The following is a 14,856-nucleotide window of genomic DNA, read 5'->3' as shown; positions in this document are numbered from 1 at the left end:
GCGGTCGCCGGGTTCGCCCTCACCGGTCTCGGGCTGGCCTCGCCGCTGCCGCTGATCTTCAGCGTGGCCGGGCACGCGGGCGCGGAGGAGGGCGCCACGGGAGCGACGGCGGCGGTCGCCCGGCTCACCACCATGACGTACTCCGCCATGCTGCTCGCTCCGGCGCTGGTCGGCCGTGTCGCACAGGCGATCGGACTGACCTGGACGCTGGCGCTGCTGGTGCCGCTGCTGGTGACCGCGGCCTGGAAGGCCCCGGCGGCGATGCGCATCCCGCCCCGGCCCGATGCCCCGGCCGTTCCCGCCGGCGCTCCGGGCGCGTCCGGCTGACGGCGCATCCGGCCGGCGCGGGCGGCAGGGGGCGTGGTCAGCCGTGATCGGCGGCTTGAACGGTGTGGCGCAGCAGCAGGGCCGTCGTCACCGGGCCCACCCCGCCGGGCACGGGCGTGAGCGCCCCTGCCTTTTCCGCGACCGCGATGGCGTCGACGTCGCCGACCAGGCCGCGGTCCTCGGTGGGATTGGTGCCGACGTCCACGACGATCGCCCCGGTCCGCACGTGCTCGGCCGTGATCAGCCCGGCGCGGCCGGCCGCGGCCACGACCACGTCGGCGACGGCGGTGACCGCGGCCAGGTCGCGCGTGCGGGAGTGGCAGACCGTCACGGTGGCGTTCCGGTCCAGCAGGAGGTGGGCGGCGGGCTTGCCGACCACCGTGGACCGGCCGACCACGGCGACGTGCAGGCCGGCCAGGTCGACGCCGTGGTGGTCGAGGATCGCCACGACCGCCTCGGCGGTCGCCGGAGCGAACGCGGGCAGGCCCGAGGCCAGGCGGCCCAGCGACAGCGGGTTGGCGCCGTCGACGTCCTTTTCGACCGCGATCGCGCCGGCCAGGTCCTCCAGCTTCGCTCCTCGCGGCAGCGGAGTCTGGAGGATGACGCCGTGCACGGTGTCGTCGACGCTCAGCTCCGCCAGACGGTCGCGGATCCGGCCGGGGTCGGCCTCCGCGCCGAGATCGACGATGTCGCAGGCGATGCCGGCCTTCACGGCGGCACGCGCGATCGAGCGGACGTACCAGGCGCTGGACTCGTCCGCGGTCGCCACGACGACCGCGAGCTTCGGCGGCGTACCGGCCGCGGCGAGCGCGGCGGCCCTCTCGGCGGCCTCGGTCCGGACGGACGCGGCGAGCTCCTTGCCGGAGAGCACCCGGGCGCTCATCCGGCGATCTCCGCACGGACGGCGGCGGTGACCCGTTCGGCCCGCGCGGCCACGTCGTCCACACCGGCCGCCACGGCGGTCAGTTCGGCGCGGGCCCGCTCGTCCTTGATCCCGCCGAGGTTGATCTCGATGTTCACCCGGGCGGTGGTCGCCGCGGCCCGCGCGGCCTCGGTGGCGGCGGCGATGTCGGAGACGACGTTCCGGTTGCCGACGGGCAGCAGTTCCTCGGCGATGCCGACGGCCCTCCCCGCGACGCCGACGACCTCGGCCGGGACCCTGCCCGCCCCCACCAGCGCGTCGGCGATGGCGGCCGATCGGGCGGCCTTCGCCTCCTCGGTGTCCTTGGGCAGCTTGTACGCCTCGGTGACCGCCGTGAACGCCGTCTCGTCGTCCTCGGCGAGGCGCAGCGCGCTCGACCGCAGTTCGTCGGTCTCGCCGATGATCCGTTCGATCAGGGACGCGTGCCCGGCGTACTTCTCACCGGTGCTGTACCGCGCGACCATGCCCAGCAGCGCGGCGGCCTGGGCGGCCTGCAGGGCCGCGACGGCGCCTCCGCCCGGGGCGGGCACCCGGTCGGCGAGCCGGGAGAGGAAGTCAATGATCTTCTCGTCGCGCATCGCGCCCGTCCTCCGGTGGTGACAGCACGGCCGTGAAAATCCTCCCACGTCCCGCCCGTCGCGCCTGCGCCGCCTTCCCCGTGTCCTTAGCCTCGTGTCTCCTTGGTCAGCGGGACGGGCGGGCCGGCTCGGCCGGAGGCCGTACGGGCTCGGGCGGGACCTCGGCGCGCCGGGCGGGCGCTGCCGGGGCCTGGCCGAGCAGGGTGCCGCCGAGGGCGAGGACCATGCCGAGCAACTGCACCGGGCTGAGAGCCTGACCGAGCGCGGCCCAGCCGATGACGGCGGCGGAGACCGGACTCAGCAGCGCGAGGAAGGCGACGGAGGTCGCGGGCAGCCGGGAGATCCCGCGGAACCAGATCCAGTAGCCGAGGGCGGTGCCGACGATGCCGAGATAGGCGTAGCCGAGCAGGTTCTCGCCGCTGAGCGCGGGTGGCGCGCCCTCGACGAGAAGGGCGACCGGGACGAGCAGCAGACCGCCGGCGGTGAGCTGCCATCCGGTGAGGGCGAGCGCGCCGACGCCCTCGGGACGGCCCCAGCGCTTGGTCAGCACCGTCCCGGCCGACATGGACGCCGCCCCCACGAGCCCGGCGAGCACGCCGACCATGTCCAGTCGCGCCTCGGCACGCAGGACGACCAGTCCGACCCCGAGCAGCCCGACGAGCCCGGCGAGCACTTTGCGCGCGGTCGGACGCTCGGCGAGCAGCAGGGCGGCGAAGGCGAGCGCGAACAACGGGCCGACGGCGCCCAGCACGGCCGCGACACCGCCCGGCAGCCGGTACGCCGCCAGGAACAGCAACGGGAAGAACGCCCCGATGTTCAGCGCGCCGAGCACCGCCGCCCGCCAGACCCACACTCCTCGCGGCAGCACGCGGGTGACGGCGAGCAGCGCGAGCCCGGCCGGCAACGCCCTGGTCAGGGCGGTGAAAAGGGGACGGTCGGGCGGGAGGAACTCGGTCGTCACGGCGTAGGTCGAACCCCAGACCAGTGGGGTGAGCGCGGTGAGGGCGAGCGTGCCCACGGCCGGCAGGGAACCATGGTTGGCGATTCTCACGGTTGCTCCTCGTTGATAATCTCAGCATTGAGATAACAGCACGCCGAACAGTTAAACGTCAAATAAACGAACGCTGAGAGACGTCGAGGGAGCCTGCATGGGCGACGCCGTGGACATGCTGCTGGACCAGTGGCGGCGGGAGCGGCCGGACGTGGACCCCTGGCCGATGGGCGTGGTCGGGCGCGTCTCCAGGCTGGCGCGGCTGCTGGACCGGGAGCTGAAGGAGTTCTTCTCGTCGTACGGCCTGGAGACGTGGGAGTTCGACGTGCTCGCGACGCTGCGCCGGTCGGGCCCGCCGTACGAGCTGACGGCGGGAGCCCTGAACAGGGCGGCGATGGTGACCTCCGGCGCGATCACGAACCGCATCGACCGCATGGCCGCCCGAGGACTGGTCGAACGGATCCCGGACGCCGGCGACCGGCGGTCCGTCCGCGTACGGCTCACCGGCAGCGGCCTCGCACTCGTGGACGAGGTGCTGGAGCCGCACGTCGCGAACGAGGCGCGGCTGCTGGCGCCGCTGGACCCCCGGGAACGGGATCACTTGGCCGACGCCCTGCGCACCCTTCTCGCCTCCCTGGGCGACACCACCCTCGGCTAGCCGGCGCCGGTCGCTCGGCGGTGCGCCCGTTCTCCTTCCTAGGGCGGCACGCCGGTCAGCCGTGCACCAAGGCGCGTACGCGGGCGGCGTCCTCGAAAGGGAGCGAGGCCGCTGTGAGCGCCCGGCGGGAGTCCATCGGGCGGTAGGCCGTACGGGACAGGCCCGTCCAGGTGAACGGGGAACCCGCCGGCCTCCGGGAGGACGTGCAGGCGGCGGTGACGCGGCGGGCGGCGCGATCGGTCCAGGGCAGGCCGCACCAGTCGTAGAGGTCGCGGAACCCGTCGAGGGGCGCGGCGCACAGGTCCTCGTAACGCACGACCCTGACGCCGGCCGCCCGCCGGGCCACCGTGTCGGTGACCCGCCACGCCACCCGCCATAACACGGCCGCCGCGGTGATCACATCCCGCTCTCCGGCGAAGGGCCCGAGATCGGCCACGTACGGGTGGTCACGCACCAAAAGGGGCTGGCCGAGCAGTTCGCGCACGTCCACCCGCCAGCCGAGCCGCCGCCAGCTCCCGGCGAACGACACGGGGTCACGGACCACGACGACCACGCGGCAGCCGAGACGGCCGGCGAACCACTCGGCCGACAGGAGCGCGAAGGGGTCGTCCAGCAGCGCCCTCCTGGCCAGCAGGCGGCCGAGGGTGAAGGCCGTGCCGTACCTGGCCATCCGCGCGAGGTCACCGGGGCCGTGGTTGCGGCGGACCTCGGCCGCCCAGCCGTAGCGGAGCGCGACCGTACGGGAGAAGGCCGCCAGCCAGGGCGTCTCGTCGTCCGGGCAGATGTACTGGAAGCGGTGCGTAACGGACGCGTCGAGCACGCCGGGGGAGCGGCCGGGCGGGCGCTGCGGGTTCAGCGGCTCGTTGACGTAGACCATCCGCCCGCTCGCCGTGAGCATCCGGCCGACCCAGCTCGTGCCGCTGCGCGGCAGGCCCGTGACCAGCACGGGCGGACCGGCGGCCGTCATCCGGTCCCGCTCGGGCCGCCGGCCGGGTGCCGGTGTCACGACGCCGCCCTCATCCGGACGGCCGTCGCCGGGGCGGGGCGGCGCAGGCCCAAGGGGAGCAGGCCGTACCGGCGGTGGACCTGGACGGCGGGCAGCAGGTTCTTCACGAGCACGCCGCCCGACCAGCCCAGCGCCGCGCCCAGCGCGCCGTACGCGGGGACGAGCAGCACGTCGAGGGCGATCGTCACCGCGACGGCCACGGTCACGTTGGCCAGGCTGGCGGCCGTACGCCCGCCCGCGACGAGCACGACGTCGACCATGCCGCAGGCGGTCGCGACCATCATCGTGGCCGACAGGACCAGGGCGATCGCGCCGCCTCCGGCGTAGGCGGGCCCGAACAGCGGCAGCAGCCACGGCGCGAGCGCCGCGTATCCCAGCCAGAGCGGCCAGGTGAGCACGACCAGCCACCTGGTGGTGGTGCGATACAGCGCGCGGACGCCGTCCAGGTCGCCCTCGGCGAGGGCCCTCACCAGCCGCGCCTGCGCGGCCTGGGCGAGCCCCTGACCGGCGAGCTGTCCGAGCACCTTGAACCGGGTCGCCGCGGTGTAGACGGCCGCCGCGGCGGGCCCCGCGAGCAGCGCGACGATCACCACGTCGAGCCGCTGGAACACCGACTGCAGGGCCGCGGCGGCGGACCGCGGCGCGGTGTGCCGCCAGAAGGCCCCGACCTCTCCCACCTCGTACGGCCCGAGCCCCCGCAGGCGTACGGCGGCCAGCACCGCGCCCACCAGGCAGGGAAGCGCCCAGGCCGCGGCCAGCACCGGCGGCGGCGCCGCGCAGAGCACGGCGGCGGTGACGAGCGCGAGCTGCCCGAGCGGCTGGACGGCGCCGGAGAGCAGCAGCGTCGGCCGCATGGTGCCGAGGCCGCGGGTGGCGCAGATCAGCACGTCCGACAGGGCGACGAACGGCAGGGCCGCGGCCAGCACCACCCAGACGCCGCCGGGCACGCCGGTCAGCCCGGCGAGCGGCCCGGCCGCCACGGCGACCCCGGCTCCGGTCACGGACGCGAGCGCGGCCACCGGCGCGAGGACCCCGCGGACCAGCCGCCGGTCCGCGTCCGGGTCGCGGACGGGCCCGATGTGCCGGATGGGCCGGTGGCGGGCCAGGGCGTGGACCAGGCCGTTGCCGGCGTCGAGGCGCACGACGCCCGCCAGCATCAGGCACACCGATGTGGCCGTGAAGAACGCCCCGGCGGCCTGCGGGGACAGCGACCGCGTCACCACGAGCACGAGCGCGATCTGCCCGCCCGCGGCGGCGGCCGCCGAGACCAGACCGGCGACTCCATGCCGCAGCAGGCCCCTCCGCTCACGAGGGCCACCGTGCGGATCCTCGTGCCCGTCCGGATCCTCGTGGTCGGGACGATTCCGCCCGGAGCCCGCGGACGGTCCGGTCAGCGCCGCCACGAGGGCACCGCCCCCAGCCACGGCACGAGCAGCGCGTCCCACGGCTCGAAGTGCTCGCGGAGCCGGCGGTGGACCGACGCGGGCATGGTCTGACGCGGCCGGGCGTTGTGCCGCTCGAACTCCACGTCCCCCAGCCGGGGCAGCCCGAGGAAGCCCAGCACCCGGTCGTACGCGGCGGCGGGGTCGCGGAACAGCAGTCCGCTGTCGAGCACCAGGATCCGGTCGCGCCCCACGAGCGGCTCCAGCCGGGCCAGTTGCTCGGCGTACCGTCCCCGGGAGAGGTACGCCTGATGCCGGTGCGCGTGACTGGCGTAGCCGGGGACGCTCCGGAGCCGTTCGACCTCACCGGCGAGGCGCTCCGGCTCCAGCGCGAGGGCGCGCTCGAAGCTCGGCTCGGTCTCGAACCCCCGCGCCAGCTCGTGCGCGTGCGCGGAGCAGGCCCGCTCGACCGGGTCCCGGACCAAGGCGATCAGCTTGACGCCGGGCAGGTCGGCCGCGATGCGGGCCCCCGCCAGGGGATGGAACAGGTAGTAGGGGGCCGACTCGAACGCCTGGGGGGCATGGCCGTGCCGGAATCCGAGCATCCGGGCCCCGGACGTCAGCGGGAAGTGGGCGCGATACCACGGCAGGCCCCGCTCGTAGGACATGTCGAAGTAGTGGACGCCCTTGCGCAGCACCGGCTTCATCACGAGCGGATGCCGGGACAGGGCGCGGTAGAGCGAGGTCGTGCCGCACCGTTGGGCCCCGATGATCAGGAACGACGGCAGCACCCTGCCGCCGCTGGTCAGTCGTCCGGCGGCGTACGAGACGGCGTGCGCCGAGTGCTTCAGCGGCGCCTTCACAGCAGGCACTCCTCATGATCGACGAGAGGGTTCAGCCAGTCGGCGGGCGGCCCGAGCGGCTCGTGGCCGTCGCGGCGGTGCCGCTCGGCCAGGGCGACCAGGTAGTGGACCGCCGTACGGCGGGCCAGGGCCACCTCCACGCCGAACGGCTCCAGGAGCCCGCCCGCCTGGGCGAGACACGAGCGGGCGGCGACCGCGGGCGGCATCCGGCGCAGCGCCCGGTGGAAGAAGTGGTGCAGGGCGTCGAAGCCGAGCGGCACGCCGACCGCGAAGCGTTCCCAGTCCCACACGAGCAGCCGCCCGTCCGCCCCCAGGTCGACGTTCCAGGGGGTGAAGTCCCCGTGCCAGGCCGCCTCCCCGTGCCGATCCCCGGCCCACTCCTCGCCGTACGGACGGATCGCGGCGATCTCCTGTACGGCCGAGCCGAGCAGGCGGGCGGGCACGCGGCGGGAACCCACCCGGCGGGAGGTCACGGGCAGCGGGGACAGCATCAGCACCTCCAGACCCCGCCACTCGCCGTGATACAGCACGTCGGGTGGCATGACGACCTTCAACGGCCGCCCGGCGAGCATGCGCAGCACCTCGCTCTCGTACCGCACCAGCCGTCTGGCCCGCGGCGAGTCGCCGATCTTCACGAACCCCACGAGTCCCGACTCGTCGTACGCCTCCAGGATGGGCTTGCGGTTGGCGCGGCGGGCGGGCCTGACATGGACGACCACGCGCACACGGCGGCCGAGGACGTCGCTCAGGTGCGTCTCGATCGTGTCGGTCCCGGCGTGGACGGGCAGGCCGCGCCCCAGCGCGGCGTGCCACCACGTGCGCGGGACGACACGCCGGGGGACGAGGCGGTGCGGCAGCACGCTGCGGGCGCCCGGACAGGAGTCGTGTCCGGGAAACAGCAGGTCCACGACCTGGTCCAGGTAGCGGAGACGGTCGGCGGCGTCCCTCATCGGGCCTCCCCGAGGTCCGTTGTGACGGCGGCGTTGCGCCAGAGCAGTGCGAAGGAGATCAGGAAGAGGGTCAGGGCGCTGATCAGCCCGTCGTAGACGACCATGTAGAGCAGCACGAGGATCATCACGAGCGTCCCGGCCTTGCCGATCGGCGACCGGTCCGCCCAGTAGCGCCGCACCGCGCCGGCGAAGAAGGCGGCGTACAGCAGGGCCCCCGCGAAGCCCTGGCTGATCAGCAGCAGCCACAGCTGCCCGTCGCTGCCGAGCGGGGGATGGCCGCACTCCACGCACCACGCGCTGCGGCCCGTCGTCACGGTCCGGTGGCTGCCGTACGCGGTGCGCGTGTTGCCGTATCCGATCACCGGGGACGAGGTCGCGACCCGGACCGTGGTCGCGACCGTGAACGCGCGGATGCCGTTGCTGTGCGGGTTGTCCAGCCGCTGGGCGACGATGCCGCTCAGCGGCGACAGCAGGAGCGCCGCCGCGGCGACGGCCGCGGCCGCGCCCGCCACGAGGGGGCGTCCGCCCCGGATCACGAGGTAGGCCGCCGAGACCCCGAGCCCGATCCACAGACCCCGGTTGAGCGAGTAGACGACCGGGACGGCGGCGACGGCGAGCGCGAGCACGGCCGCCACGCGCCGGTACGGCCCGCCGTAGGCCCACCAGCCCACCACGAACCAGATCACCAGCACCGAGACGTCGCTGCCCCAGGCGTTGGCCCACTCGAACGGCGCCTCCGGACGCGGCGCGGCGTGCCCGAGCACGTGCTGCATCTGGGCGGCCGTCGGGTGGATCAGGTTGGCGACGAAGGGGTGGCCGCCGATCGACGACGGCAGCACCATCTCCATGGGCGAGGTGAACGCGAAGCCGGGCGCCAGCACGCCCAGCAGCCCGCCCGCGACGGCCGTCAGGAACAGCACGCCGAGCCACCTGACGAGGGTGCGCTGCGGCAGCTCGTCATGGGTGAGGTTGCCCAGGTAGAGCACCATGATCAGAAGTGAGACGTAGACGGCCAGCCGCATCAGGTAACCGATGACCCGGCCGGCGGCGAGCTCGCCGTACGTGCCGTCCGGCGTCTCGGCGAGCGCGAGCGCGCTGACGAGGTAGCCCGTGAGCAGCAGCGCCCACAGGCCGAAGCCCTTCGGCGCGCGGATCGGCCACCTGCGCCACAGCACCACGGCCATGGGCGCGGCCAGCACCACCACCGACAGCCCGCCCAGGCCGAGCGCCCACCAGACCGGATAGCCGAGCAGGAGCGCGGCGATCGGCCACGCCGTCCGTGCGGGACGGCGACGGCGCCGCCGGCGGCGGGCGGGGAAGGGCTGGTCCGCGCCGGGCGGCCGGTCCTGCCACCCCGTCACGTACGCCGGAATCGCCGGACGCGGGTCGGCGACCATCGGCGCGGGACCGCTCGCGGTGCGGGGGCCGGGGGTTCTCACGCGCCCCACTCCGCGGTCTCGGGGACGGGCGCGACGAACCCCGGCGGTACGGCGACGGCGCCGAGCACGCGGGCTCCCTGCCGGGACAGTTGCCGTACGGCCCGGGCGACCTCGGGGGAGGTCGTCCGCCGCAGGCCGATCAGGAGCAGGGCGGCGTCGGGATGGGCGGAGCGACCGGTCACGACCGTGACCGGCACGAGATGCGCCAGCGCTGAGCCGAGGCCCTTGGCGAGCGGCCTGGCGGTGCTCGTGACCCCGACGCCTTCGACAAGCAGCCGGTGCGGCCCGCCGCCCAGCGACGTGGCGACGGCGGCGGCCATCTCGTCGAGGATCCCGGAGTCCGGCCTGGCCGGAAGCTCGGCGAGCAGCGGCAGGCCGCACAACCTCTCGATGTCCGCACACGTGCGGACGCGGGTGTCCAGGCGGTCGCGGCCGAAGGCGGCGCCCGCCCCGGCGAGGACGCCGAGGAACAGGCCGCTGCCGAGGAAGAGCGGGGGGCTGGGGTGGGCCGGTCGCGCGGGCGGCCTGGCGGGGCTGATGACCGTGCCCGGCGTCACCGCGACGGTCTTGAGCGCGTCGTAGCGCAGCGTGAGGTCCGACACCTGCCGGGCGAGCATGGCCTGCCGCCGCGTCGTCCCCAGCCCGGCCGCGCCCCCTGCCGTCGTGGTCTGGGCCGTCGTGGTCTGGGCGGCCGCGGTCCGGGCCGCGGCGGCCTCGTCGAGATCGTCCTCGACCTCGCGCAGCCGCGCGGCGACCAGCTTGAGCTGGGCGCCGATCGCGTCCTCGGCGGCGCGGGCGCGGTTGCGCAGGTACGCCTCCGCGTACGCCTGAGCCCCCGCCGCCGCGGCCTGGGGATCGGACGCGGAAAACGAAATGGAAAGAATGGCGGAATTGGGAGGAACGTCCACTGTGACGTGCTCCCGCAATTCCTCCGGATCCGGATTTTTCAGCGTTTCGGCGGCCCGGGCGGAGACGACCGCCGACCGGGCGACCTGTGATTCGGTGTCGAGATTGAGCGCCTCTCGCTGCCGCGCGTTCGGCACGTTGAGCTGTTCCTGCGCGCCGGTCGGCAGCACCTGCACCTGGGCGACCGCGGTGTAACGCTCGGGGGTCAGCGCGAGCGCCGCGGCTCCGCCGCCCACTCCCGCGAGCAGGCAGACGGCGGCGACCAGACGCCTGCGCCCGAGCACCGAACCGTACTCCGCCAGGCCGTTATCCACCCGGTGACGGCTGTGCGGCGGCAGGCTCATCGAACTCCCCGTGCCCTCGTTCGTCACGCGGCCGCGGCCTCGGTGCGGGGAGCTGTGGCCCCCGGAATGAGGGAGAAGCCGCCGGGCGCGTTCGTGGTCCCGGCGGCGGTCCGGCGGGATCCGGTCTCGAACTATAGGCGGCCGCGGAGTTTCGTCCCCGGCTATTGACGAATTCACATCAGGCGATGGCCGCTCAATTAGTCGATGAAAGTGGATATTTCCGTACTTGTGAGATGGGGAAACGGCTTCCGGAGCCACGGGAATTGATGGGATGGTGTTTGCCCATCCGTTCATTGCGAGGTCTGCCGAAAAAGGGGGCGCGATGAGACTCATCGCCGGCGTGGCCGTACTGGTGGCGGGGGCGTGCGCGACCGCCTGCACGGGCACCGCCACGAGCGGGCGGGTGCCGGGCGGCGCCGTGACGACGCCGGTCGCCTGCGCGGTCACCGACAAGCTCATTCCGACGTGCGGGGCGTGGTGGGGGATCGCGCCCGACGTCTTCTCCGGACGCGGCCCGATACGTGCGGTGGACATGGCCGAACGGCGCATGGGCCGCCGGGCCGACATCGTGCACGTCTACCACCGGGGCGGCGAGCTCTTCCCCACCGCCGAGGAGCGGGAGATCGCCAAGGGGCCCCGGCTGCTGCTGGTGAACTGGAAGCCGGCGCTCGACCACACCTGGGCCGAGGTCGCGCGCGGCGAGGTGGACGGGCGCGTCGACCGGCTCGCCGACCACATCCGGCGCAGCTTCCCCGGCCGGTTCTTCCTCACGATCCACCACGAACCGGAGAACGACGTACGCGAGGGCGGGGGATACACGGCGGCCGACTACGTCGCGATGTACCGCCACGTGGTGACGCGCCTGCGGCAGCGGGGCGTGCGCAACGCGGTGACCGTGATGACCTACATGGGCGCGCCCAACTGGGCGGTCAAGCCGTGGTTCGGCCGGCTCTACCCGGGTGACGACGTGGTCGACTGGGTGGCCTTCGACCCGTACGCCGACGACCGGGTGCGCGACTTCGCCGGGCTGGTCGACAAGACCCGGCCCGACGCGCCGGGCTGGCCCGGGTTCTACCGGTGGATGCAGGCCAGGTTTCCGGCGAAGCCGATCATGGTCGCCGAGTGGGGCGCCTTCGAGCGGCGCGGAGCGCCGGGATTCAAGCGCGACTTCTTCGAGTCCGTCCAGCGCCAGATCGGGGACTACCCGCAGATCAAGGCGCTGGTCTACTTCGACTCGCCGCTCGCTCCCCGGGGCGACACCAGATTCGACACCACGCCGGGCGCGACCCGGGCGTTCGCGCAACTCGGGCGGTTGCCCCGCTTCACGTCGACGCCGGTGCCGCCCTCGTGAGGCCGGGGGGACGCCTCAGCGCACCCAGCCGCCCGCGGTGACGAGGTTCAGCACGGCGCCGACCGCGCGCTCGACCGTCATGTCCGTCGTGTCGAGGACGAGGTCGGCGTCCTCCGGCTCCTCGTAGGGGTCGGAGATCCCGGTGAACTCCGGGATCAGCCCGGCGCGGGCCTTGGCGTACAGGCCCTTGCGGTCGCGGCGCTCGCACTCCTCCAGCGGCGTGGCCACGTGGACGAGCAGGAAGTCGCCGCCGACCTCCTCGACCATCGCGCGCACCTCGTCCCTCGTCGCGGCGTACGGCGCGATGGGCGCGCAGATCGCCAGGCCGCCGTGGCGGGCGACCTCGGCGGCCACGAAGCCGATCCTGCGGATGTTGAGGTCGCGGTCCTCCCGCGAGAACGTGAGCCCCGCCGACAGCAGCCGCCGCACGACGTCGCCGTCCAGGTAGGTGATCGTGCGGCCGCCCCGCTCCAGCAGCGCGTCGCGCAGCCCCCGGGCGATCGTCGACTTGCCCGAGCCGGACAGCCCGGTGAAGAACACCACGAGACCCCGCTTGTGCGGCGGCCCGGGGATCGTGACCGGCGCGGGACCGGCGAGGTGCTCGGTGGCGCCGTAGTTGCGCGCCACGTGCTCGCGGAGCTCGAGGTCGATCTCGGTGTCCTCGCGCGGCGCGAGCGGCACCGCGACCACCGTCGCTCCGGGGAGCTTGTCGGCCGCCTTGAGCGCGGCGCGCACCACCGCCGGGCCGCCCTCGCCGAAGACGAGGGGCATGAGGACCACGGCCGCGTCCAGCTCCTCGGCGGTCGCCGCGACCTCGTCGAGCGCGGCGGAGTCGAGCGGCCCGCGCATCGTCACCGCGAGGACCTCGCCGTCGGGCAGGCCCTTACGCACCTCCTCCGGCGTACGGCGCAGCCGGGCGAACGGGCCGTACACGGGGGCGTCGAGCGCCTCGACCGGTCCCGCGGCGTGATGGCCGTCCCGCTCCATGACGGTCAGCACCGCGACCGCCGCGCCCTCGGGGTCCTTCAGCGTCACCCGGTCGCCGGGCCCGAACTCGTCGGGAAGCGCGATGGTGATCGGATCGGGCCAGGGCGCTCCGCCGGGCAGCCGCCCGCGGTCGACCACGCTCTCCACCTCGGCAGAGGTGAGGAAGCCGGTCAGCGGCGCGTACGCCCCGGACAGCAGCAGCTCCAGGTCGGCCAGCTCACGCGCGTCGGGCGTCCACTCGGTCATGGCATCCGTTTCCGCTCGATCGATCGGACCTCGATGGGATCGGATACGCACCCTACTGGCACCGGCAGGCATAGCGTGCCCGTGCCCGGGGCGTCTACAGGCAGACGTTGATCCGAGGAGGTGCTCGTGGACGCCGCAGAAGAGCGACGATTCCGCGAATTCGTGTCGGCCCGCGCGCCGGCGCTCATGCGGCTGGCCTATCTGCTGAACGGAGGGGACCAGCACTCCGCCGAGGACCTGCTGCAGACCGCCCTGGCCAAGGTCGTCACGCGATGGGGGCGGCTCGACGAGCCCGAGGCGTACGTGCGCCAGGTCATGTACCGCCAGCAGGTCAGCTGGTGGCGGCTGGCGCGGCGGCGACGGGAGACCAGCGTGGCGGACGTGCCGGAGCACCCGGCCGGCCGTGGAGACGCCGACGAGGCCGAGCTGAGGATCGTCCTGCGCCGCGCGCTCGCCCGGCTGACGCCCCGGCAGCGCGCCGTGCTCGTGCTGCGCTATCTGGAGGACCTGCCTGAGAACGAGGTGGCCCGCATCCTCGGCTGCTCGGTCGGGACCGTGCGCAGCACCGCGCACCGGTCCCTCGCCCGGCTGCGGGCGACCGCGCCGGAACTCATCGACCTGCGCCTGAGTGAGGTGATCTGATGACGCCCCGGATGCTGAAGCAGACGCTGGAGGAGTGGTCGCGGGAGGTTCAGGTCCCCGCCGACCTCGCCGACCGCGCGCTGCGCCGCCGGTCACGGCTGCGCCTGACGAGGCTCGCGGGGGCGGTCGCGTGCGCGGCCGTTGTGGCGGCCGTGGCCCTGCTGGTGCCGCTGGTGGCGGTCCCCCTCCTCGACAAGGCGCCGGTCTCGCAGGTCGGCGGTCCGCCGGTGGTCGTGCCCGTCCAGCCGTACCGGCAGACGACCCCGGCGCAGGACCTGCTCGCCGACACGGAGAACTCCCCGCCGAAGACGATGATCGCGGCGGGCAGGGTGGCAGTGTCCGCCTACTACACGTGGCGGAGGCGTACGGTCGCCGGGCGTGAGGCGATGGACCGCACGTGGTATCTCCTCGACCAGGTGACCGAAAGCTACGAGAAGACGGAGTGGGGCTGGGTCGAGGTCGCGCCCGGCCTGCGCTGGGCGGCGGTTCTGGAGAAGGACCTTCCCGCCGGCAGGATCGGGATCTTTGACATGGAGACGCGCCAGGTGCGGGCATGGGTGTCCGTGGATCATCCGGTGGGCGGTGTGTCCTGGTCGCCCGACGGCACCCGGCTCGTGGCCACCGCCTATGACGACCACCCCGACCTCGACCGCGACTCGATCCACTACGGGCGGCGGTGCCCGGCACGGGTCGCGGCGACGCCGGAGGATCCCCGGCAATCGCGGTTCCAGACGGTCTCCACCAGCCGCACCGGGTTCTACGTCGTCGACGTGGCGACCGCGACGGCGGGGGACTTCCACGCCGTCGATCCCTGCTGGACCGACAACAGCAACGTCAGGCGCGACTTCGCGTGGAGCGGCGACGGCACGCTGATCCGCGAGCGCAGCCTCTCCCGGTGGCACGACGCCTTCCTGGACCTGGAGGGCAGGCCGCGCGACGCGCCCGACGGCTACGTGCCGAGCGAGTCGAAGGCGGGCGTGTCGCCCGACGGCACGCTGCTCGCGGGCCGGGACGGCATGCCGACCAAGGTCACGGAGTTGTCGACGGGCAAGATCGTGGGGCATCAGCAGGTGCTCCAGCTGCTCGCCTGGGCGGACGACCGCCGCCTGGTAGCCCTGGGCTGCGCCGGCAGGTGCGGCAACGAGTTCAACAACGGCCTGGTGCTGGTGGACGTGGACGGCGGGAACGCCGTACCGCTGACGGCGAACCGGAAGAACAGCCAGCAGCCCGGGTCGTGGGAACCGGTCCTGACCCTGCGGTAGGC

The 14,856-nt window shown here is 74.0% G+C and carries 14 protein-coding genes and 2 pseudogenes; 6 read left to right on the top strand and 10 right to left on the bottom strand.

What is annotated here, in order from left to right; genetic code table 11:
• Positions 1-327 (top strand): annotated as a pseudogene (locus AB0J39_RS06075) (hypothetical protein); the annotation flags it as partial.
• A gap of 37 nt (positions 328-364) precedes the next feature.
• Here the strand turns inward: AB0J39_RS06075 and AB0J39_RS06070 are convergent.
• The 3 genes from AB0J39_RS06070 to AB0J39_RS06060 form a co-directional block, all read right to left on the bottom strand.
• Entirely contained in the window at positions 365-1,210 is an 846-nt protein-coding gene (locus tag AB0J39_RS06070; protein WP_363462331.1) for a bifunctional 5,10-methylenetetrahydrofolate dehydrogenase/5,10-methenyltetrahydrofolate cyclohydrolase, read from the bottom strand.
• Complete coding sequence (locus tag AB0J39_RS06065; protein WP_363462330.1) at positions 1,207-1,827, bottom strand: cyclodeaminase/cyclohydrolase family protein; 621 nt, start codon at positions 1,825-1,827, stop codon at positions 1,207-1,209. The genes AB0J39_RS06070 and AB0J39_RS06065 overlap by 4 nt, the downstream gene beginning before the upstream one ends.
• A gap of 106 nt (positions 1,828-1,933) precedes the next feature.
• The gene (locus tag AB0J39_RS06060; RefSeq protein WP_363462329.1) at positions 1,934-2,878 is read right to left on the bottom strand and encodes an EamA family transporter; all 945 of its coding nucleotides are present in this window, start codon (positions 2,876-2,878) and stop codon (positions 1,934-1,936) included.
• Positions 2,879-3,054: 176 nt separating this feature from the next.
• Here AB0J39_RS06060 and AB0J39_RS06055 point away from each other — a divergent pair.
• Positions 3,055-3,099 (top strand): annotated as a pseudogene (locus AB0J39_RS06055) (hypothetical protein); the annotation flags it as partial.
• Positions 3,081-3,476 (top strand): MarR family transcriptional regulator, encoded by a 396-nt coding sequence (locus AB0J39_RS06050; protein WP_363462332.1) that lies wholly within the window; start codon positions 3,081-3,083, stop codon positions 3,474-3,476. The pseudogene AB0J39_RS06055 and the gene AB0J39_RS06050, both read left to right, overlap by 19 nt.
• A gap of 55 nt (positions 3,477-3,531) precedes the next feature.
• Here AB0J39_RS06050 and AB0J39_RS06045 read toward each other — a convergent pair whose 3' ends face one another.
• Genes AB0J39_RS06045 through AB0J39_RS06020 form a run of 6 tightly spaced genes read right to left on the bottom strand, consistent with a single transcriptional unit; the run spans position 3,532 to position 10,366 of the window.
• Positions 3,532-4,482 (bottom strand): sulfotransferase domain-containing protein, encoded by a 951-nt coding sequence (locus AB0J39_RS06045; protein ID WP_363462328.1) that lies wholly within the window; start codon positions 4,480-4,482, stop codon positions 3,532-3,534.
• Positions 4,479-5,906 carry a lipopolysaccharide biosynthesis protein gene (locus AB0J39_RS06040; protein ID WP_363462327.1) on the bottom strand — a complete coding sequence of 476 codons (1,428 nt, stop codon included), beginning with the start codon at positions 5,904-5,906 and terminating at the stop codon, positions 4,479-4,481. The genes AB0J39_RS06045 and AB0J39_RS06040 overlap by 4 nt, the downstream gene beginning before the upstream one ends.
• Complete coding sequence (locus AB0J39_RS06035; RefSeq protein WP_363462326.1) at positions 5,873-6,727, bottom strand: sulfotransferase domain-containing protein; 855 nt, start codon at positions 6,725-6,727, stop codon at positions 5,873-5,875. The genes AB0J39_RS06040 and AB0J39_RS06035 overlap by 34 nt, the downstream gene beginning before the upstream one ends.
• Positions 6,724-7,677 (bottom strand): hypothetical protein, encoded by a 954-nt coding sequence (locus AB0J39_RS06030; protein WP_363462325.1) that lies wholly within the window; start codon positions 7,675-7,677, stop codon positions 6,724-6,726. The genes AB0J39_RS06035 and AB0J39_RS06030 overlap by 4 nt, the downstream gene beginning before the upstream one ends.
• Positions 7,674-9,116: a hypothetical protein gene (locus AB0J39_RS06025; RefSeq protein WP_363462324.1), complete on the bottom strand. Its 1,443-nt coding sequence runs from the start codon at positions 9,114-9,116 to the stop codon at positions 7,674-7,676. The genes AB0J39_RS06030 and AB0J39_RS06025 overlap by 4 nt, the downstream gene beginning before the upstream one ends.
• Positions 9,113-10,366: a hypothetical protein gene (locus tag AB0J39_RS06020; RefSeq protein WP_363462323.1), complete on the bottom strand. Its 1,254-nt coding sequence runs from the start codon at positions 10,364-10,366 to the stop codon at positions 9,113-9,115. The genes AB0J39_RS06025 and AB0J39_RS06020 overlap by 4 nt, the downstream gene beginning before the upstream one ends.
• Before the next feature lie 322 nt (positions 10,367-10,688).
• Here AB0J39_RS06020 and AB0J39_RS06015 point away from each other — a divergent pair, with 322 nt between their 5' ends.
• The gene (locus AB0J39_RS06015) at positions 10,689-11,717 is read left to right on the top strand and encodes a hypothetical protein (protein WP_363462322.1); all 1,029 of its coding nucleotides are present in this window, start codon (positions 10,689-10,691) and stop codon (positions 11,715-11,717) included.
• Between the two features lie 15 nt (positions 11,718-11,732).
• Here AB0J39_RS06015 and cysC read toward each other — a convergent pair whose 3' ends face one another.
• Positions 11,733-13,022 (bottom strand): adenylyl-sulfate kinase, encoded by a 1,290-nt coding sequence (gene cysC, locus AB0J39_RS06010; RefSeq protein ID WP_363462321.1) that lies wholly within the window; start codon positions 13,020-13,022, stop codon positions 11,733-11,735.
• A gap of 54 nt (positions 13,023-13,076) precedes the next feature.
• On the opposite strand from cysC, the gene AB0J39_RS06005 reads away from it, so the two are divergent.
• Entirely contained in the window at positions 13,077-13,592 is a 516-nt protein-coding gene (locus AB0J39_RS06005) for a SigE family RNA polymerase sigma factor (RefSeq protein WP_363462319.1), read from the top strand.
• Positions 13,592-14,854, top strand: coding sequence for a hypothetical protein (locus tag AB0J39_RS06000; RefSeq protein ID WP_363462317.1), 1,263 nt, complete (start codon positions 13,592-13,594; stop codon positions 14,852-14,854). Before AB0J39_RS06005 ends, AB0J39_RS06000 begins: the two co-directional genes overlap by 1 nt.
• Positions 14,855-14,856 lie beyond the last annotated feature (2 nt).

The organism is Microbispora sp. NPDC049633, assembly GCF_040675265.1.
Classification (GTDB): Bacteria; Actinomycetota; Actinomycetes; order Streptosporangiales; family Streptosporangiaceae; genus Microbispora; species Microbispora maris.
The sequence above is the reverse complement of the archived record's forward strand: the minus strand, read 5'-3'. Positions and strand labels throughout refer to the sequence as shown.

What these genes read in the sequence shown, in the direction of transcription:
- AB0J39_RS06070 (WP_363462331.1), bottom strand. Translation starts at nt 1,210, where the DNA reads ATGAGCGCCCGGGTGCTCTCCGGCAAGGAGCTCGCCGCGTCCGTCCGG.
- AB0J39_RS06065 (WP_363462330.1), bottom strand. Translation starts at nt 1,827, where the DNA reads ATGCGCGACGAGAAGATCATTGACTTCCTCTCCCGGCTCGCCGACCGG.
- AB0J39_RS06030 (WP_363462325.1), bottom strand. Translation starts at nt 7,677, where the DNA reads ATGAGGGACGCCGCCGACCGTCTCCGCTACCTGGACCAGGTCGTGGAC.
- AB0J39_RS06020 (WP_363462323.1), bottom strand. Translation starts at nt 10,366, where the DNA reads ATGAGCCTGCCGCCGCACAGCCGTCACCGGGTGGATAACGGCCTGGCG.
- AB0J39_RS06015 (WP_363462322.1), top strand. Translation starts at nt 10,689, where the DNA reads ATGAGACTCATCGCCGGCGTGGCCGTACTGGTGGCGGGGGCGTGCGCG.
- cysC (WP_363462321.1), bottom strand. Translation starts at nt 13,022, where the DNA reads ATGCCTGCCGGTGCCAGTAGGGTGCGTATCCGATCCCATCGAGGTCCG.
- AB0J39_RS06000 (WP_363462317.1), top strand. Translation starts at nt 13,592, where the DNA reads ATGACGCCCCGGATGCTGAAGCAGACGCTGGAGGAGTGGTCGCGGGAG.